Origin of the sequence: Corallococcus carmarthensis (assembly GCF_003611695.1) — a bacterium.
Taxonomy (GTDB): Bacteria; Myxococcota; Myxococcia; order Myxococcales; family Myxococcaceae; genus Corallococcus; species Corallococcus carmarthensis.
The window spans coordinates 1-15384 of the sequence record NZ_RAWE01000235.1; the positions used below are offsets into that span (position 1 = coordinate 1).

Here is a 15384-nt window from a genome sequence, read left to right on the forward strand (position 1 = left end):
GGTGGAGAGGACGTTCGCGAGGCCGCTGGCCATGGGGTGCTCCTTCAGGAGGAAGACGGAGGTTTGTACGGCGACAGCTACAAAAGGATTATCGGTGGAGGGGGGCCGGAGTTTCCTGGGGATTTCCAGGATCATTTCTTCTTCCGGACTCCACGCCCGCGCCGAGCCTCCCGACTGTGCAGTCTAGCGCAACGCACCACCTGGCCTGAAACGCCGCCGGCCCCGGACCGGTACCCCCGAAGGAGCACCAGCGCGGGGCCGGAGCGAACCACTCAACCTGTCAGCGACTACTTCAGGTTGTTGATGGCCGCCATCGCCATCTCGTCCATCTTCTTCATCAGGTTCGTGATCGTGCTCATGATCTGCGAGTCCTGCTGAACCTTCTTCTGCGCCTCCAGGAAGCCCTTCTGCTCCGGCGGGGCCTGGGCGATCATGTCGTCCATCGAAGAGCGCTGGGAGTTGGAGGTGCTGATGGCGGTGGAGAGGACGTTCGCGAGGCCGCTGGCCATGGGGTGCTCCTTCAGGAGGAAGACGGAGGTTTGTACGGCGACAGCTACAAAAAGATTATCGGTGGAGGGGGGCCGGAGTTTCCTGGGGATTTCCAGGATCATTTCCGGGCCTCCCAACCTGCTGGGACGGCGCGGAAACTGTCAGCCCTTCAACTTCCCAAGTGCCGGATTCTTCATCCAGGCCTTGAAGGACTCCAGCTGCTGCTGCTCGGCCTTCGGATCAGGCGTACCCGCGAACTCGGGGTTGAGGGTCATCTTGCCCTTGCTGGAGCTCTCGAAACCGTCCGACGGGCCCTTGGCGCCGGGGCGGGCCGCGGCGGGAGCGGCCGCGGCGGGGGCCGATGCGCCCGGGGTCTGGATGGCCATCTTGCCGGCGATCTCGGGGTTGATCTCGAGCGCCATCTTCTGGATGGTCATGCCGTAGGTGGAGATGCGGTACTGGAGGTACTCCACCACCTGGCCGAGGATGGGCGGAGGCGGAAGGATGGGCTCCTTCATGAAGCGCGTGAGCGCGTCCTTCACGTCCGTGTAGAGCTGCTGGTCGAGCGGCGCCGTGGGGGCCCCGGACGCCACCAGCTTGCGCATGTTGCGCAGCACCTGCTGGAACACGCCTGTCGCGGCCTTCGACTGCTCGTCCAGCTCCACCAGCAGCTTCTCTCGCTTCGCGGTCAGCTCAGGCGGCTCCGGCGGCAGCGGCGGGACTTCCTTCTTGGGGGGGGCCATGAACCTCTCCATCGGTTGAGGTGAATGAATCGAGCCTAACAGAGTTTACTGGGCTTCCACATCCGACGGCCCGGCTGGAACGGGCCCGCCTTGGCTCAGCGCCGGGTCAGCGCGCTCACCATGGCGCCGGCCTTGCGCACCACCGGATCATCCGGAGGGGTCATGGCCGCGGCGCGGCGCAGATCCTCGAGCGCCTGCGGCTTCTGTCCCATGGCCAACTTCACCTCCGCGCGTCCCACGTAGACGGCGGGGTCCTGCGGAGCCAGCTTCGCGGCCACGTCAAAGGCGGCGAGCGCCCCCTGCCCGTTGCCCGCGGCCATCTCCACCACCCCGAGCGCCTTGGCGAAGTACACGTCCGTGGGGTTGATGGCGTAGAGCCCCTGGAAGAGCGTCCGCGCCTCCGCCACCCGGCCCTGGTAGAAGAAGAAATAGGCCGTCTTGGCGATGGCGTAGAGCTCATCGTTGGAATAGCCGCGCACCTCGCGGAGCGTGGCCTTCCCTTCCGCCCAGCGCTGCAGGAGGGCCGTGAGCTTCGCCTCGTCCTGCGGATCCTCGGGGTCCAGCGCCGCCATGGGTCAGTAACCCTCGTCCTTCTGCTCTTCCCACATGCGGCGGATGATCTCCTGCGACTCCGCGCTCACCTGATCCACCAGGCCCAGCATCGCGGACTCGCGAGACAGGAGGGCCTTGAGGCGCTCCAGGCGCTCCGGCGGCGCGTTGACCTTGGACAGGCCGCGCTCCAGCATCCGGCGCTGCCCGTCATCCCCGCGGCCAGCGACGCTGGCCAGGTGCGGCCGGTCGCTGAAGCCCTCCAGGTCCGCGTCGTGCCCGCCCGGGTGCGGCGGCAGCGGCAGCCGGAGCTCCTCCGATGAGTGCGCCGGACCGATGAAGTCCAGGAGCGCCGCGGAGGGCAGCGACGGGTTCTTGATGTTGCCCGCCTTGCGCAGCTTCTTCGCCCGGTCCAGTTGGGACGGGTCCACCAGCCGCTCGCGGACGCTGCGGGGACCTCCCCAGGGCCAAAGCGCGGTGCTGGGGGGCTGATTGTTGATTCTGGCCATGGTGGCCCGACTTCAATACAGGTGGGGGGGGCTCGTCCAGCCCCCTTCAGCGTCCGCCCGCCTGCTCCCGCTGGAGCTCGTAGATGAAGTTCAGGACCTCCGCGACCGCGTCGTAGAGCTCTTCCGGGACTTCCTGCCCCACGTCCACCCGGTACAGGGCGTGCGCCAGGGACACGTTGCGCATCACCGGGATGCCGTACTGCTTGGCGATCTCCCGGATCTTCTCCGCCTTGAGGCGCATTCCCTTCGCCACGACCCGCGGCGCACCGTCCGCCTGCTTGTCGTACTTGATGGCGATGGCGATGTCCGCCTCCTGGTCGCTGGCCATTGCGTCCTCCTCAGGCGCGCGCCGGCGGCGCCGCGTTCTGCTGCTGCTTCAGCCCGTAGACGAAGTTCAACACCTCCGCGACCGCGTCGTAGAGGTCCTCGGGGACTTCCTCACCCACCTCCACGCGCAAGAGCGCGTGCGCCAGCGGGACGTTGCGCAGCAGGGGGATGTCCGCCTCGCGCGCCAGCGCCTTGATGCGCTCCGCCTTGGCGTCCATGCCCTTCACCAGCACCCGGGGCGCCCCGTCCTTGTTCTGGTCGTACTGGAGCGCCACGGCGACGTGGTCCGGGTTGGTGACGATGACGCTCGCGTCCTTCACCGCCTCCATCTGGGCCCCCTCCATGATTTCGTGGTGGAGCTCCTTGCGCTTGGCCTTGTGGTGCGGATCGCCTTCGCTCGACTTGTACTCCTTCTTGACCTCCTCCTTCGTCATCATCATGTCCTTCATGAACGACTTGCGCTGCCACCACACGTCGAACACGCCGAAGATGACGAAGAGCATGATGATGCGCACGGACACCCGGTAGATGATCTCTCCCAGGATGGCCATGATGCCGTGCGTGTCCTGCCGCACCGTTTCGATGACCAGGGGCATCGAGTCGCGCACCACGCCGGTGACGACGTAGGCGGCGACGGAGATCTTGATGAGGTTCTTCAAGAGCTCCACGAAGGACTTCTTGGAGAACATGTTCTTCAACCCCGCGATGGGGTTGAGCTTGTCGAACTTGGGGATGAGCGGGTCGATGGTGAAGAGCGACCCCACCTGGAGGAAGTCCATCAGCCCACCCAGCACCGCCGCACCCGCCACGATGGGCACCGTCAGCAGCAGCAGCGTGCGCAGGCCCAGGTAGAGCAGCTGCGTCGTCGCCAGCCCCAGGTCCTGCGAGTGGGCGATGGCGTCGAAGCTGAAGCGGAAGAGCGAGGAGATCTCCCGCTCCACGGAGTCCCAGGTGCCCTTGACGATGCCCAGGCCCGCGACGAGCACGGCCACGCCCGTCAGATCCTTGCTCTTCCAGGTCTGACCCTTCTTGCGCGCGTCGTCGAGCTTCTTCTGCGACGGTTCTTCTGTTTTGTCGCCACTCTCGTCCGACATGGAGGAATCCCGGGAGGCTCAGCCGGCTCAGGCCAGCATCTGGATGGCGTGCTGGAACATGCGGAGCATGTTGGCCAGCTCCTGCTGCATGCGCGCAATCACGACATGGATGGCGATGAACATGATCAACACGCCCACCAGCGGCTTGAGCGACATGGAGATGAAGAACACCTGGATCTGCGGCGCGACGCGGTTGATGGCGCCCAGAGCCAGGTCGGTGACGAACGCGGCCACCATGCCGGGGCCGGCCAGCGCCAGGCTGATCTTCAGCAGGTCCGCGAAGGAGCGGATCATCAGGTCGAAGAAGGGCCACACGCCGCGGCTGAAGTGCGGGAAACCCTCCAGCGGCACGACGGCGAGGCTGTCCGCGAGCGCCCGGATGATGATGTGGTGCCCGTCCAGCGACAGGAACAGCACCACGCACAGCTGCACCTTGAGGCTGGAGAAGAGCGACACCTGCGTGCCCAACTGCGGCACGTAGAGCTGGGCGTTGTTGCTGCCCGACATGGTGTCCATCAGGGTGCCGGCCACGCGGGCCGCGTCGAACACCATGTTGACGATGTACGACAGCGCCACGCCGATGAAGACCTCCTTGAGCAGCAGCCCGATGTACGGGAGCGCGCTCAAGGGAATCCGGTCCATCCGGTCCGCGACGGACGGGAAGATGACCGCGGACACCAGCAGGCCCAGGCCCAGCTTCATCTCCGAGGGAACGACCTCGCCGCCCAGGAACGGGCTGAAGATGAGGATGGGCATCACGCGGCACATGATGAGTGCCATCGTGAAGATGACGACCGACAGGTTGACCCGAGAACTCAGCTCGGTCATCAGTTCGCCGATGTTCATCTGCCGATGAGCGCCGGGAACCGGTCGAAGACGTGGAAGGTGAAGCGCAGGAGCTGACCGCCAATCCACGGGCCCGTCATGGCCAGCACGCCGAAGACGAGGACGACCTTGGGCGCGAACGAGAGCGTCTGCTCTTGAATCTGCGTGGTGGCCTGGAACAGCGAGACGAGGAAGCCCACCAGGAGGCTCATGAGCACCGGCGGCGCGGAGACCACGAGCACCAGGAACAGCGCCTCCTGGGTGATGAACGTGAGCTGATTCATGGGAGTACCGGGCTCCTTACAGGTAGCCGATGACCAGGCCCTTGGCGATGAGGTACCAGCCGTCCACGAGCACGAACAACAGCAGCTTGAAGGGCATGGAGATGGTCGTGGGCGACAGCATGTGCATGCCCAGCGCCAGGAGGATGTTGGCGACCACCATGTCGATGACGATGAAGGGCACGAACAGCAGGAAGCCAATCTGGAAGGCCTCCTTCAGTTCGGACACGACGAAGGCCGGGACGATGACCATGAAGTCGTTCGGGCCAATGTCCTTGCGGTCCTCCTCCTTCCGCATCTTCTTCGCAAGGCTGTAGAAGAGCGTGCGGTCCTTGTTGGTGACCTTCTTCATCAGGAAGTCGCGCAGCGGTTCCTTGGACTTGTCCGCGGCGCTCAGCATGGTGCCCACCGTCTCCGAGGAGAACACGGACGTTCCCCGGGACCAGACGTCGATGCCTCCGGCCCGGTACATCTCCTGGCCCACGGGGGCCATGATGTAGACGGTGAGGATGATGGCCAGGCCGGTGATGACCTGGGTGGGGGGAATCTGCTGGGTGCCCAGCGCCGAGCGGACGATGGAGAGCACCACCGAAATCTTCACGAAGCTGGTCACCATCATCAGCGCGAACGGGACCAGGGACATGGCCGCGAGCGCGAGGATGAGGATGAGCGGACGGGAGGTGAACGAGTCGGTGTTCACCGCCTCCTTCACCAGTTCATCCGGCAGCGCGTCCCCGCCCTTCTTCGCCGCGGACGCGACGAAGGGGTGCAGCGACACGAGGGCCGCGAAGAGCCAGGGCGGAGCGCGGAACAGCAGCGGGCGGGCGGGAGACGAACGGTTCACGGGACGGCCTTCAGACGCCCGGCGGCGGCGTGGTGCCACCGGTCCGGCGGGAGAGGAGCTTCTGGAGGAAAGGACTCAGGGACACCGGCGACGACGGCGGACGCGCGGCGCGGATGCGCTCCACGGCGTCGCGGTCCAGCTTCGAAACCAGTTGCACGCCACCCTCGCCGCCACCCACCAGCAGGTACTCGTCCGCGGCCTTCAGGACGAAGAGCGTGCGCCGTTGATCCAACGGGATGCGCTCCATCACCGACACGACCGACGCCTTGCCCACGGGCACACCCTGCAGGCCCATCAGCCTGCGCAGGCCCACGTTGAGCGTGAGGTAGATGGCCGCGAGCACCGCGCCCAGGAGCGCCACCGTGCGCACCACCACCCAGGCCAGGCTCTCCTGCTCCTCGGCGGCTTCCGGCTCGCCGATGCCCAGCTCGCGGTCCAGTTCGTCCGCGTGGCGCTTCGCGCGGGCCGCGTTGTCCCCCACGACGGCCGGCGCGACCGCGGGAGCTTCTGCCTTCACGGTCGCTGAAGCCGCGGGCGGAGCCAACGCCGGAGCCGGCTCGAGCGCCGGCTTCGGCGCCGGGGCGGCCACGGAGGCGTCAGGCGTGGAGGCCGCGGGCGCCTGCGCCAGGACGGCGGGCGACGCGAAGAGCAGCGCGGCGCCGAGCAACAGGCGCGAGGAGGAGAGACCGAAGACCGCCATGGATGGGCGCGAGCCTAGTGCACCCGAGTCAGGACCGCCACGGCCCCCGACACGAGTACGCCCCCCTGCCCGCCTGCCCTGTGACGCACGGGTGCAAGTGCTTCAGCTCAGGTGGATGATGCGCACACCGAGCTGGCCCTCCAGCTCCACGAGCTCGCCCCGGGCCACCACCTTGCCGTTGACCGACAGGTCCACGGGCTCACCCGCCCCACGACGCAGGTCGATGACCTGCCCTGTGCGCAGGCCCACCACCTGTTCGGCCGAGATGGGCACGCGCGCCAGCTCCACCGCCACCTGCAGGGGCAGGTCGCTGAGCAGATCGCTTCCGTCCTTGTCGTCCAATGCCGCCCCTTCGAGTTCCGGAGGAACGCCCAGCTCCGGGTTGGTGAAGTCCTCGTTCTCCGCCGACCCGCCGGACTCCCCACCCTGCGGGTTGCCTGGCTCGCCGGGGATGATGTCCGTGATGCGGGCCCGGTAGCGGCCGTTCTCCACGAAGACGTCCGCCGCGAAATGACCGGTGCGGCCCAGGCCCAGCCGCAGCTGCGCCGTGCCGGCCTCACCCTTGTCCGGGCGCGCCAGCAGCAGGTCCAGCAGCAGCACGTCCTTGATGCGCAGCGACGCCAGGTCCTGGGCGGACAGCTCCGCCACGCCGATCTCCGCGCGCAGCCAGTCGCGCAGCGAGGACAGGCGCCGCCCGTTCGCCTTCATGTCCTGACGGCGGTGGTCGCGCCGCTGGGCGCTCTCCACCGCGGGCTCGGCCGCCTCCAGCACCGCCGACGGCACCACCAGCCGAACGATGCCGCGGTGCGAGCCCAGCACCGCGTTCAGGTGCACCGCCAGCATCGGGCCGTCCTCGCCCAGGCGCGCGGAGACCTCATCCACGCCGCGCGCCACGCCGTCCAGCCGGGGCCGGGGAACACCGGGCTGCAGGCCGGGCACCAGCTCCTTCAGGGCCTCCAGGACGACGTAGCCCATCACGCCCTCCTCGATGTCCGTCAGGGGGCGCAGGCCGACCGTCTCACCCGCGCCGCCCAGGAGCAGGTCCACCGCCGAGTGCGCCAGCGACAGCTCGATTTCGAGGATGGCCCGGCCCTTGAGCGCGCCGGGGGCCAAAACCGCCAGGAAGGACGGGTCGCCCAGGAAGCGGCGCAGCTCTGTCATGGGGCGCGCCTGGGCGGACTCCACCGACAGGCGCACGTCCACGTCGAAGAGGGCCTTGAGGCGCGCGCACACGGTCTCCAGCGTGCCCGCGTTCGGCGTGAGCCAACGCAGCCGCTCCGCCAGCTGGCCCTGCGAGCGCGACACCTTCTCCAGGTTCGTGAAGGCGAACGGCCGCCACGGCACGACCGGCTCGGGAGCGCGGGCGGGTGCCGCGGCGGGCTTCGGGGGCGGTCCCAGCTTCCGGGTGTCGACCAACATGGTGCGCTCGAAGACTCCGGGCTCGTCGTCCGGCTCCAGGCTCATGTCTTGGCCTCGAACCTCAGATTTTCAAGCGCCAGCCCCCGGCCACCCAGGGCGCTGCGCAGGCCTTCGCTCTGCTCCTCCAGGAGCTTGAGCGTGTCGCGGTCGCTGCCGCTGAAAGTGGCGGAGATCTTCCCGTTCTTCGCGCTGACCTTGATGGACAGGCCGTTGAGCACGTCGCCGCGCAGGTCGATCTGGAACTCCGCGTTGCCCGCGGCGTTGGTGCCCACGCGCACGCGCTCGACGATCTTCTGGGCGATTTCGTTCGCCATGGCGCGCAGCCGCTCGGAGCCCGCCGTGTCCTTGGGCTTGGCCACCGGCACCGGCGCCATCAGCGCGGGGTTGAAGCGGAAGCCCGCGGCGGCCATCTGCCCGCCCCTGTCGTCCTTCTCCTTGTTGCTGGCCCCGCCGCCGCCCGCGCCCTTCCCACCTCCGGCGTTGACGTCGGTCTTCAGCTCGCCCTTCTCCTGGCTCAGCCGGCCGGCCTGTCCTTCGGCCTTGGTCATGTCGCTTTCGCGGACGTCCGTGGAGCGCTTCTCCTCCACGACCTCCGACTTGCGGGCCTCGCCTCCCTTGGAGGGGCCCTGCGACTCGGCGTTGCGCTGGGACTGCTGGGCGCCCTGGGTGGACTCCCCGGGCCTGGCGAAGGCGGTCTCCTTCTGGGCCAGCTTCTCGTCGAAGGTCTTGCCCTGGCCCTGCGCCAGGCGCGCCAGCACCTGCTTGCCCAGGGGCTGCTTCAGCTCCTGCGCCTGCTTCGGCAGGGCCTGTTCGGCCTGGCCCTGCTGGACCAGCTTGGAGAAGACGGATTCGCCCTGCAGGCGCTTCTGGGTCTTCGTCTCCGCGAGCTTGCGCTCCTGGATCATCCGCTCCGCCAAGCGCGCGGCATCGCGATCGTCATCAACTCGGCTCATGGCGTCTCTCCAGACTCAGCGGAAGGCGGCGGGAGGTTACTTGCGCTGGCGGGCCAGGAACAAGGCGCTGCCGATCTCCTCCTGGCCCAACTCCTCCCGGTCCTGGCGTTCCTTTTTCACCTGCTTGACGAACTTCTCCTTGTTCTTCTCGATGGCCTTGAGCTCCTTGGCGGCCTCGGCCATCAGCATGCGGCGCTGCTCCACCAAACGGCCCGCCGTCCGGACGACCTCCTTCTGGTGTTCAATCTGGAGGGCGACCTGGGCTTCGTCGTCCTTCAGACGTTCCTCGAAGCGGCCCATCATGTTCATGCCGTTGATGCCGGCGCCCTTGGCCATGATCTGCTGGAAGTACTCGGCGACCTTGGCCTTGCGCTCCTTGCGGCGGCGCTCGAGTTCCGCCTCCAGGCGCGCCTGCTCCTGCTCTTCCTTCGCCAGCGCCTTGACGGCGTCAGAGAAGGCCTGTTCGGCCTCCTCCTTCACCTTCTCACGCATGTCCAGCAGTGACTGCAACCGGTACGGGGGCATGGTGCAGGCATCCTACCCAAAAACCGTCCGGTCCGTAGGTGTGCCGGGGGCGGCCCGGGTCACTCCGCGAACAGGTTGATGAGCTGCTCCACGGTCTCCTCGTACGGGGAGTTGGAGTGGGTGTCCTGCTTGAGGAAGTCGATGATGGAGTCGTACTTCTCGATGGCGTAGTCCGTCCTGGGGTCCGCGCCGGCCTGGTAGGCGCCCAGCAGGATGAGGTCGCGCTGCTTCTCGTAGGTGGAGAGCGTCTCGCGCAGCTTGCCGGCGGCCTTCTTGTGCTCCTTGCTGACGATGCCGCTCATCACACGGCTGAGGCTCTGGAGCACGTCCATGGCCGGCCACTGGTTTCGCGCGCCCAGTTCACGGTTGAGGATGAAGTGGCCGTCGAGAATACCGCGGACCTCGTCGGCGATGGGATCTTCCATGTCACCGCCGGCCACGAGGCAGGTGTAGATGGCGGTGCACTTGCCCTTCGCCGAGTTGCCCGTGCGCTCAAGGATGCGCGGCAGCATGGAGAAGACGCTGGGCGGGTAGCCCTGACGCGCCGGGGGCTCGCCGATGGCGAGGCCGATGTCGCGCTGGGAGCGCGCCAGACGTGTCACCGTGTCGAGCATGAACAGCACATTGCCGCCGCGCTCACGGAAGTACTCCGCGATGGCCGTGGCGACGAAGGCTGCGCGCAGACGCACGAGGGCGGGCTGGTCGGACGTGGCGCACACCAGCACGGCGCGCTTCATGCCCTCCTCGCCCATGGCGTCCTCGATGAACTCGCGAACCTCGCGACCACGCTCGCCGATGAGCGCCACGACGCTGAGGTCTGCTTGCGTGTTGCGGGCAATCTGTCCCATCAGCGTGGACTTGCCGACGCCGGAGCCGGCGAAGAGGCCCACGCGCTGGCCCTCGCCCACGGTGAGCAGCCCGTCGATGCAGCGCACACCCAGGGGCAGCGGCCGCTCGATGCGCTGGCGGGTGAAGGGGTCCGGGCAGTCGCGGTCCACGGGCCAGTCAATCAGGTTCTCCCCCTCCAGGGGCCTGCCGTCCATGGGCTCGCCGATGCCGTTGAGCACGCGGCCCAGGAGCCCGTCACCGCACTTGATGGTGAGGGGACGCCCCGTGGGGATGCACTCGCTGTCCGGACCGATGCCGTACAGCTCGCCCAGGGGCATGAGCATCACCTCGTCGCCCACGAAGCCCACGACCTCCGACTTCATCAGGCCGCGCTGACGGTTCTTGACGAGCACCAGCTCGCCGATGCGCACGTTGGGCACGCTCGCCTTGATGACGAGGCCCGTCAGTTCGGTCACGCGGCCGCGCACCCGGACGAGGGACGCTTCCTTGATGAGGTCGTAGTAGCGCGAAAGGTCGATGGCCATGACGGATGATTCCTGGAGGCGCTAGGGCGCGGCGGGGGCCGGAAGGCTCAGGGAGGGCCGCTCTTGCGCGCGGTGTCCGGCTGCAGGAGGTTCTGGAGCATCTCCAGCTGGGTGGGCAGCTGCGCGTCCACGGTGCCGAACTCCGTCTGCACGATGCAGCCCACGGGAGCGACCTCCGGGTCCTCCTTGATGGCCAGGTCCACCGTGCGGCCGATGAGCTCCATCAGCACCGGGCGCTTGGCGCGCAGCACCGCGGCCGTCTTCGGGTGCACGCGGAGCACCATGGCGCGCGCGTTGCGCAGGTTGTCGATGGCCGCGGCGCACATGTCCACCAGCAGCTCCGGCTCGCGCTCCAGGTCGCGTCCGAGGATCTTCTCCGCCATCTTCAGCGACAGCGCGATGATGTCCTGCTCCTGGGAGTTGAGCATCTCCCCGGCCTGCATCTTCGCGCGCAGCAAGAGCTCCGTCGCCTGGGCCAGGCCTTCCTGACGGCCCAGGTCCCTGGCCTTGGCGAAGAGCTCCTCCTTCTCGCGCTGGGCCTCGGCGAGGATGCGCTCCCGCTCGCGCTGGGCCTCTTCGATGATGCCCTGGGCGCCCTGGCGTGCCTCGAAGACCTCGGCGTTCATCACGCCCGCGCGCGGCGGACGCAGCGCCGGTCGCTCGGTCGTGGCGACGACCACCGACTCCGCCAACCCGTCCCCCTTGATTACCTTACCGATCGCCATGGGCCGCTCCTTGGAGACCGGATGCTAGCGCGTTCCGCCGCGCGGTCCACGCCCTCCCGGGCCGCCCGCGTCATCCGGGCCCGGCCGGTCGGTGGGAGGGGGCCGCCTGCGGCCCACCTGGGTTCCCTCCGAGCCCCGGGAGGAGGACGCCTGGCTGGAGAGCACGCGCGGGGGACGCTCCGGCTCGCCTCCCGGTTCGGGACGCGCCGCGGGACGGCTCCCGGTGCGCGAGCGCAGCACCCGGGCCCCGTCGGCGGACTCGCCAGCGGGGTCCGGGCGCCGGGGAGCGCGCTCCTCCGCGTCCGCGGGAGGCCGCGCGGGGCGCTCGGCCCGGACGGACCGGCCTTCGGGTGCGTCTGGTTCCGGCGGGCGTGACGCACCGCGTGCGCCCAACCGCGAAGGAGGAGGGCCAATGCGGGCCCCCTCCGGATCCGGCCGGGCGGGACGCGAGGGCCGGGGGGCCTCCGGATCACGGCGGCCAGGAACACCGCCGGTCGATGAGCGGGGCGCGGGCCCCACCGAAGAGCCCCGCTCCACCGGCATCCGGCGCATCTGCGAGCCGTTGGCATCCCCTTCCGGGGCCACCATGGACGCGCGGGGCGCGGGGGCCCGCTCCGGCGGCATCCGGCGGATCTGCGAGCCACCCGCCTCGCCCTCCGGCGCCGCCATGGAGGCACGGGGCGCGGGGCCGCGCTCACGCTCCACCGGCATCCGGCGCATCCGCGAACCGTTCGCGTCCCCTTCCGGCAAGACCACGGGCGCGCGGGGCGCGGGCCCCACCGAGGAGCCCCGCTCCTCACCCGGAGGCGGCCGCGAGCGTCCGGCGGGGGCCGCGCCCGGGCCCGCGTCACGGCTGGACGCCGCACCCGCGCGGCGGGCCGCGCGCTCGGCCATGAAGTCGCGCCGGGCACCGGCATCCCCCGCGGGGTCCTCCGCGGCGGCACCGCCCCGGAGCTGCTTGGGAGGCCTGAGCGCGGGTGGCTGTGACGGATCCGCCGCGGTGGTGCGCAGACCTTCGCGCCGCGCGGGCGCACCCGGCGGCGCCACCGGACGGGCCCCTGGGGCCGCCGGACGGGCTCCCGGGGCCTCTGGACGGGCCCCTGGGGCCGGTGCGGCGGGCTTCCGGGCTCCCGGCGGCGGCGGCAGCACGGCGGAGGGACGCGGCGGCGGCGCGGTCAGCCGCACGGGCCGCTCGATGAGGCCGCGCACGGCCAGCCGCTCCAGGTCCATGACGATGTCGGTGCGGCCGCCATCGCCCCGGGCCGTCGGCCGTGAGCGCTCCTCGCGCACCCACTTCGCCAGCAGGTGGCCGAACTCTCCGCGGTGCTTCTCCAGCATGCGCGCGGCGAACTCCGGAGACTGCGCCACGCACGCGCGCGCCAGCCGCTGCACGCCCGCGCTGCGGATGGCGCCGGCCAGCCGGCTGAAGCCCTCGTGCAGGTTGATCTGCGCGCGCGCGTCCTCTTCCGGCAGCTTGCGCGGCGCATTGGCCGCCACGGACTTGCTCGCGAGCTGGAGCAGGTCCGGCGGCAGCGATTCCATGAGGCCGTTCAGCTCCTCTTCGGGGAGCCCCGCCAGCGCCGGGCCGAGCACACGCGCGCCCAGGCGATCACTCACCGTGAGCAGCTCACGCGTCTGGAGGTTGAGCACGTCCGCGAACTTGAAGCCGGCGGACTGACCGGCGACCTCGCGCGACAGCGCCTCCTCCAGCTTCCAGCGGATGATGTCCAGGACTTGAGGCCGCACCTCGCGGGTGAGCTTCACGCGCGAGGGCGGCAGGTGGCCGCGCACGGCGTCCGCCATGTTGCCGGGCAGCGCGCGCAGGGTGACTTCCACCAGCGCTCCGCGCTCGCGCTGGAGCAGCGCCGCCAGCCGCTCCGGATCCGCGGTCCACAGCTGGCCACGCCGGTCCTTCATCAGACGCTTGAGCTCCTGCACCACCGCGGGCAGGCGCTTCTCGCGCGGAATCTGGAGGATCTCCTGCGCGCGGTGGCGCAAGAGCGCGCCCTCCTCGTCCGGCAGGTGCTCCAGCGCCGCCATGCTCTCCTGGCCACCGAAGGTGACCGCGGTGAGCAGCATCATGGTCTGGCGCTTGCTGAGCGAGGTGAAGAAGGAATCCAACGGTCACCTCGCGGGCCCCCAGGTGGCCCGCTGAAGAAAGAAGACGCGTCCCCGGCCTGGAGGACACGTCCCGCGGTCCGCCCCAGGAGGGCCGCGGGAAGCGACGTGCAGGACTACTCGGTGCGTCCGCCGCGCGCACGGGCGGGACGCGCCGCCGCTGCGGGGGCACCGCCACCGGCGCCGCCGCGCATGAAGGTCCACGCGGTGACGCCCATCATCGCCAGGATGAGCGCGAACGCGCCGCCGAGGATCATCTTGAACGTGCTGGCGCTGGCGGCCGTCATGCGCACGCCGAGCACGTCCTGAAGGCGGCCGGCCTCCGTGGTCTCCGCCGTGGGGGCCATGGCCTCCGTCATCAGCACGGTGACGGCCTCCGGCTTGAGCTCCGACACGGAGCTGGCGACGAACTGCTTCACCGCTTCCATCGTGACGGGGGGCTTGCCGCCCTCCACGGTGCGGTACTTGATGAACACGGAGGCCGACGGCATCGGCTTGTTCTCCGGCTGCGACAGGTCGTTGTTCTCCGGCACCATCACGATGGCGCGCGCCTCCAGCACGCCGTCGATCTGGTTGAGCGCGTTTGAGACCTCACCCGCCATGGCCTTGAGGAGCATGGCGCGCTCTTCCGTGGCGGTGGGCACCATGCTGCCCTTGGCGAAGTGGGACAGGCCCTTCTCCACCGGACGCGGCAGCGAGTTGCGCTTCAGGAGCTCAGCGGCCTGAGCGGCGTCGCCCTTGGGGACGACGATGGTGAAGCGCACTTCGTTGCCGCCCTCCGCCTTCTCCTTCTTGGCGTTGATGCCGTTCTTGCTGAGCAGGACGTAGATTTCATTCGCGTCCGCCTCCGTCAGCTCGTGCTGCAGCTCGATGGAGCAGCCGGTGAGGAACAGCAGGGCGAGGAGCGGGGCGGCGTAGACGGACGTTCGGCGAGTCATGGGCGCGCGTAGCTTAACAGGGCCCTTGCAAAACGCGGAAGGGCGCCCCCTCCCGACTTTGGGAGGGACCGCCCTTCACATGCCGCCATGGCCCGGCGGGGTGGGGACTTCAGACCTGCGTCTTGACGACGTCCTTCAGGCCGCTGGTGGCCTTCTCGACGACCTTCGAGGTGAGGTCCAGCTCCTGCGAGTACTTGTACATGGAGGCCTGGAGACCGAGCATCTCCGCGTTGGACATGTTCTTCCCGGAGGAGGCCTCCTTGATGAGCTTGTCCATGCTGACCTGGCCCTTCTCAAGGCCGGAGACGAGGTCGGACACCATGCCGCCCGACTTGGTCGTCTTCGAGGCTTCCGCCTTCGCGTCCACGGGCTCGGCGCCCTTGGCGGTGGCGGGCTGCTGGGCGGCGCCGCTCACCTTGTTCAGGTTGGCCTTCTCCGCCTTGTTGACGGTCTCCACCTGGCGGACGGTGTCCACCTTCTGGGTGGCCTGCGCGGCCTGGGCCTTGTTGACGTTCTGGGCGGCGTCCACCTGGCCGGCGCCCTGCGCCTTGTCAGCGAGAACTCCGTCGAACTTCGACGCGCCCGTCTTCTGCGTCTGCTGCGCGCCCTGGTCCTGCAGCTTTTGCTGCGCTACCTGTCCCGCGGAGATGCCGCTCATCGGAGCCGCCATGTGACACCCTCCTTGCATCCGTCGAGGGGGGAGGGAGTTCCTCCTCCTCGTTCAAGAGTTCCTTGAGCCGATCAATGGCCCGCGCATGAAGCCGCGACGCCCAGCTCTTCGACTGCCCGATCTCCGCTCCTGCCTCTTCCAGTGTGCGTCCCTGGAAGTAATAGCCCTGCAGGAGCTTGCGCTCTTTTTCCGGAAGCTTCTCGATGGCCGAGCGCACCCGGTTCTTCAACTGCTCCATCTCCAGGCGCTGATCCGCCGGGAGGGATTCATCCACGTAGCCCGCCGCCTCCGCCCCTTCCGCC

General features: G+C 69.0%; 19 protein-coding genes. All 19 read right to left on the reverse strand.

Going from position 1 to position 15384, the window contains the following annotated elements; all coding sequences use genetic code 11:
* Positions 1-287 precede the first annotated feature (287 nt).
* On the reverse strand, positions 288-509 hold the full coding sequence (locus tag D7X32_RS37445) for a hypothetical protein (protein ID WP_120530291.1): 222 nt from the start codon (positions 507-509) through the stop codon (positions 288-290).
* Positions 510-650: 141 nt separating this feature from the next.
* Positions 651-1232 carry a hypothetical protein gene (locus D7X32_RS37450; RefSeq protein ID WP_120607320.1) on the reverse strand — a complete coding sequence of 194 codons (582 nt, stop codon included), beginning with the start codon at positions 1230-1232 and terminating at the stop codon, positions 651-653.
* Positions 1233-1327: 95 nt separating this feature from the next.
* The gene (locus D7X32_RS37455) at positions 1328-1804 is read right to left on the reverse strand and encodes a SycD/LcrH family type III secretion system chaperone (protein WP_120607321.1); all 477 of its coding nucleotides are present in this window, start codon (positions 1802-1804) and stop codon (positions 1328-1330) included.
* 3 nt (positions 1805-1807) lie between these two features.
* Positions 1808-2290, reverse strand: a complete 483-nt coding sequence (locus D7X32_RS37460) for a hypothetical protein (protein ID WP_120607322.1) — start codon at positions 2288-2290, stop codon at positions 1808-1810.
* Between the two features lie 46 nt (positions 2291-2336).
* The gene (locus D7X32_RS37465; RefSeq protein WP_120607323.1) at positions 2337-2618 is read right to left on the reverse strand and encodes an EscU/YscU/HrcU family type III secretion system export apparatus switch protein; all 282 of its coding nucleotides are present in this window, start codon (positions 2616-2618) and stop codon (positions 2337-2339) included.
* Between the two features lie 10 nt (positions 2619-2628).
* Positions 2629-3711, reverse strand: coding sequence for a type III secretion system export apparatus subunit SctU (sctU, locus tag D7X32_RS37470; protein WP_120607324.1), 1083 nt, complete (start codon positions 3709-3711; stop codon positions 2629-2631).
* A gap of 27 nt (positions 3712-3738) precedes the next feature.
* Complete coding sequence (locus tag D7X32_RS37475) at positions 3739-4539, reverse strand: flagellar biosynthetic protein FliR (RefSeq protein WP_244239403.1); 801 nt, start codon at positions 4537-4539, stop codon at positions 3739-3741.
* A 14-nt stretch (positions 4540-4553) separates the two neighbouring features.
* Positions 4554-4820, reverse strand: a complete 267-nt coding sequence (gene sctS, locus D7X32_RS37480; protein WP_120528175.1) for a type III secretion system export apparatus subunit SctS — start codon at positions 4818-4820, stop codon at positions 4554-4556.
* Between the two features lie 16 nt (positions 4821-4836).
* Positions 4837-5661, reverse strand: a complete 825-nt coding sequence (sctR, locus tag D7X32_RS37485; protein WP_120607326.1) for a type III secretion system export apparatus subunit SctR — start codon at positions 5659-5661, stop codon at positions 4837-4839.
* Between the two features lie 10 nt (positions 5662-5671).
* Positions 5672-6361, reverse strand: a complete 690-nt coding sequence (locus D7X32_RS37490; protein WP_120607327.1) for a flagellar biosynthetic protein FliO — start codon at positions 6359-6361, stop codon at positions 5672-5674.
* A gap of 102 nt (positions 6362-6463) precedes the next feature.
* Positions 6464-7825 carry a type III secretion system cytoplasmic ring protein SctQ gene (sctQ, locus tag D7X32_RS37495; protein WP_120607328.1) on the reverse strand — a complete coding sequence of 454 codons (1362 nt, stop codon included), beginning with the start codon at positions 7823-7825 and terminating at the stop codon, positions 6464-6466.
* Positions 7822-8733, reverse strand: coding sequence for a flagellar hook-length control protein FliK (locus D7X32_RS37500; protein ID WP_120607329.1), 912 nt, complete (start codon positions 8731-8733; stop codon positions 7822-7824). Before D7X32_RS37500 ends, sctQ begins: the two co-directional genes overlap by 4 nt.
* 36 nt (positions 8734-8769) lie before the next feature.
* Entirely contained in the window at positions 8770-9258 is a 489-nt protein-coding gene (locus D7X32_RS37505; protein ID WP_120607330.1) for a flagellar assembly protein FliH, read from the reverse strand.
* Between the two features lie 59 nt (positions 9259-9317).
* On the reverse strand, positions 9318-10631 hold the full coding sequence (gene sctN, locus D7X32_RS37510) for a type III secretion system ATPase SctN (protein ID WP_120607331.1): 1314 nt from the start codon (positions 10629-10631) through the stop codon (positions 9318-9320).
* A 47-nt stretch (positions 10632-10678) separates the two neighbouring features.
* Positions 10679-11356, reverse strand: a complete 678-nt coding sequence (locus D7X32_RS37515) for a FliH/SctL family protein (RefSeq protein ID WP_120607332.1) — start codon at positions 11354-11356, stop codon at positions 10679-10681.
* A gap of 24 nt (positions 11357-11380) precedes the next feature.
* The gene (locus D7X32_RS37520; RefSeq protein WP_120607333.1) at positions 11381-13477 is read right to left on the reverse strand and encodes a hypothetical protein; all 2097 of its coding nucleotides are present in this window, start codon (positions 13475-13477) and stop codon (positions 11381-11383) included.
* A gap of 113 nt (positions 13478-13590) precedes the next feature.
* Positions 13591-14412 (reverse strand): type III secretion protein, encoded by an 822-nt coding sequence (locus D7X32_RS37525; RefSeq protein WP_120607334.1) that lies wholly within the window; start codon positions 14410-14412, stop codon positions 13591-13593.
* Positions 14413-14521: 109 nt separating this feature from the next.
* The gene (locus D7X32_RS37530) at positions 14522-15082 is read right to left on the reverse strand and encodes an EscF/YscF/HrpA family type III secretion system needle major subunit (protein WP_244239404.1); all 561 of its coding nucleotides are present in this window, start codon (positions 15080-15082) and stop codon (positions 14522-14524) included.
* On the reverse strand, positions 14964-15384 hold a 421-nt coding region (locus D7X32_RS37535), incomplete at its 5' end, for a sigma-70 family RNA polymerase sigma factor (RefSeq protein ID WP_120607336.1). The genes D7X32_RS37535 and D7X32_RS37530, both read right to left, overlap by 119 nt.

What these genes read in the sequence shown, in the direction of transcription:
- D7X32_RS37445 (WP_120530291.1), bottom strand. Translation starts at nt 509, where the DNA reads ATGGCCAGCGGCCTCGCGAACGTCCTCTCCACCGCCATCAGCACCTCC.
- D7X32_RS37450 (WP_120607320.1), bottom strand. Translation starts at nt 1,232, where the DNA reads ATGGCCCCCCCCAAGAAGGAAGTCCCGCCGCTGCCGCCGGAGCCGCCT.
- D7X32_RS37455 (WP_120607321.1), bottom strand. Translation starts at nt 1,804, where the DNA reads ATGGCGGCGCTGGACCCCGAGGATCCGCAGGACGAGGCGAAGCTCACG.
- D7X32_RS37460 (WP_120607322.1), bottom strand. Translation starts at nt 2,290, where the DNA reads ATGGCCAGAATCAACAATCAGCCCCCCAGCACCGCGCTTTGGCCCTGG.
- D7X32_RS37465 (WP_120607323.1), bottom strand. Translation starts at nt 2,618, where the DNA reads ATGGCCAGCGACCAGGAGGCGGACATCGCCATCGCCATCAAGTACGAC.
- sctU (WP_120607324.1), bottom strand. Translation starts at nt 3,711, where the DNA reads ATGTCGGACGAGAGTGGCGACAAAACAGAAGAACCGTCGCAGAAGAAG.
- D7X32_RS37475 (WP_244239403.1), bottom strand. Translation starts at nt 4,539, where the DNA reads ATGACCGAGCTGAGTTCTCGGGTCAACCTGTCGGTCGTCATCTTCACG.
- sctS (WP_120528175.1), bottom strand. Translation starts at nt 4,820, where the DNA reads ATGAATCAGCTCACGTTCATCACCCAGGAGGCGCTGTTCCTGGTGCTC.
- D7X32_RS37490 (WP_120607327.1), bottom strand. Translation starts at nt 6,361, where the DNA reads ATGGCGGTCTTCGGTCTCTCCTCCTCGCGCCTGTTGCTCGGCGCCGCG.
- sctQ (WP_120607328.1), bottom strand. Translation starts at nt 7,825, where the DNA reads ATGAGCCTGGAGCCGGACGACGAGCCCGGAGTCTTCGAGCGCACCATG.
- D7X32_RS37500 (WP_120607329.1), bottom strand. Translation starts at nt 8,733, where the DNA reads ATGAGCCGAGTTGATGACGATCGCGATGCCGCGCGCTTGGCGGAGCGG.
- D7X32_RS37505 (WP_120607330.1), bottom strand. Translation starts at nt 9,258, where the DNA reads ATGCCCCCGTACCGGTTGCAGTCACTGCTGGACATGCGTGAGAAGGTG.
- sctN (WP_120607331.1), bottom strand. Translation starts at nt 10,631, where the DNA reads ATGGCCATCGACCTTTCGCGCTACTACGACCTCATCAAGGAAGCGTCC.
- D7X32_RS37515 (WP_120607332.1), bottom strand. Translation starts at nt 11,356, where the DNA reads ATGGCGATCGGTAAGGTAATCAAGGGGGACGGGTTGGCGGAGTCGGTG.
- D7X32_RS37525 (WP_120607334.1), bottom strand. Translation starts at nt 14,412, where the DNA reads ATGACTCGCCGAACGTCCGTCTACGCCGCCCCGCTCCTCGCCCTGCTG.
- D7X32_RS37530 (WP_244239404.1), bottom strand. Translation starts at nt 15,082, where the DNA reads ATGGCGGCTCCGATGAGCGGCATCTCCGCGGGACAGGTAGCGCAGCAA.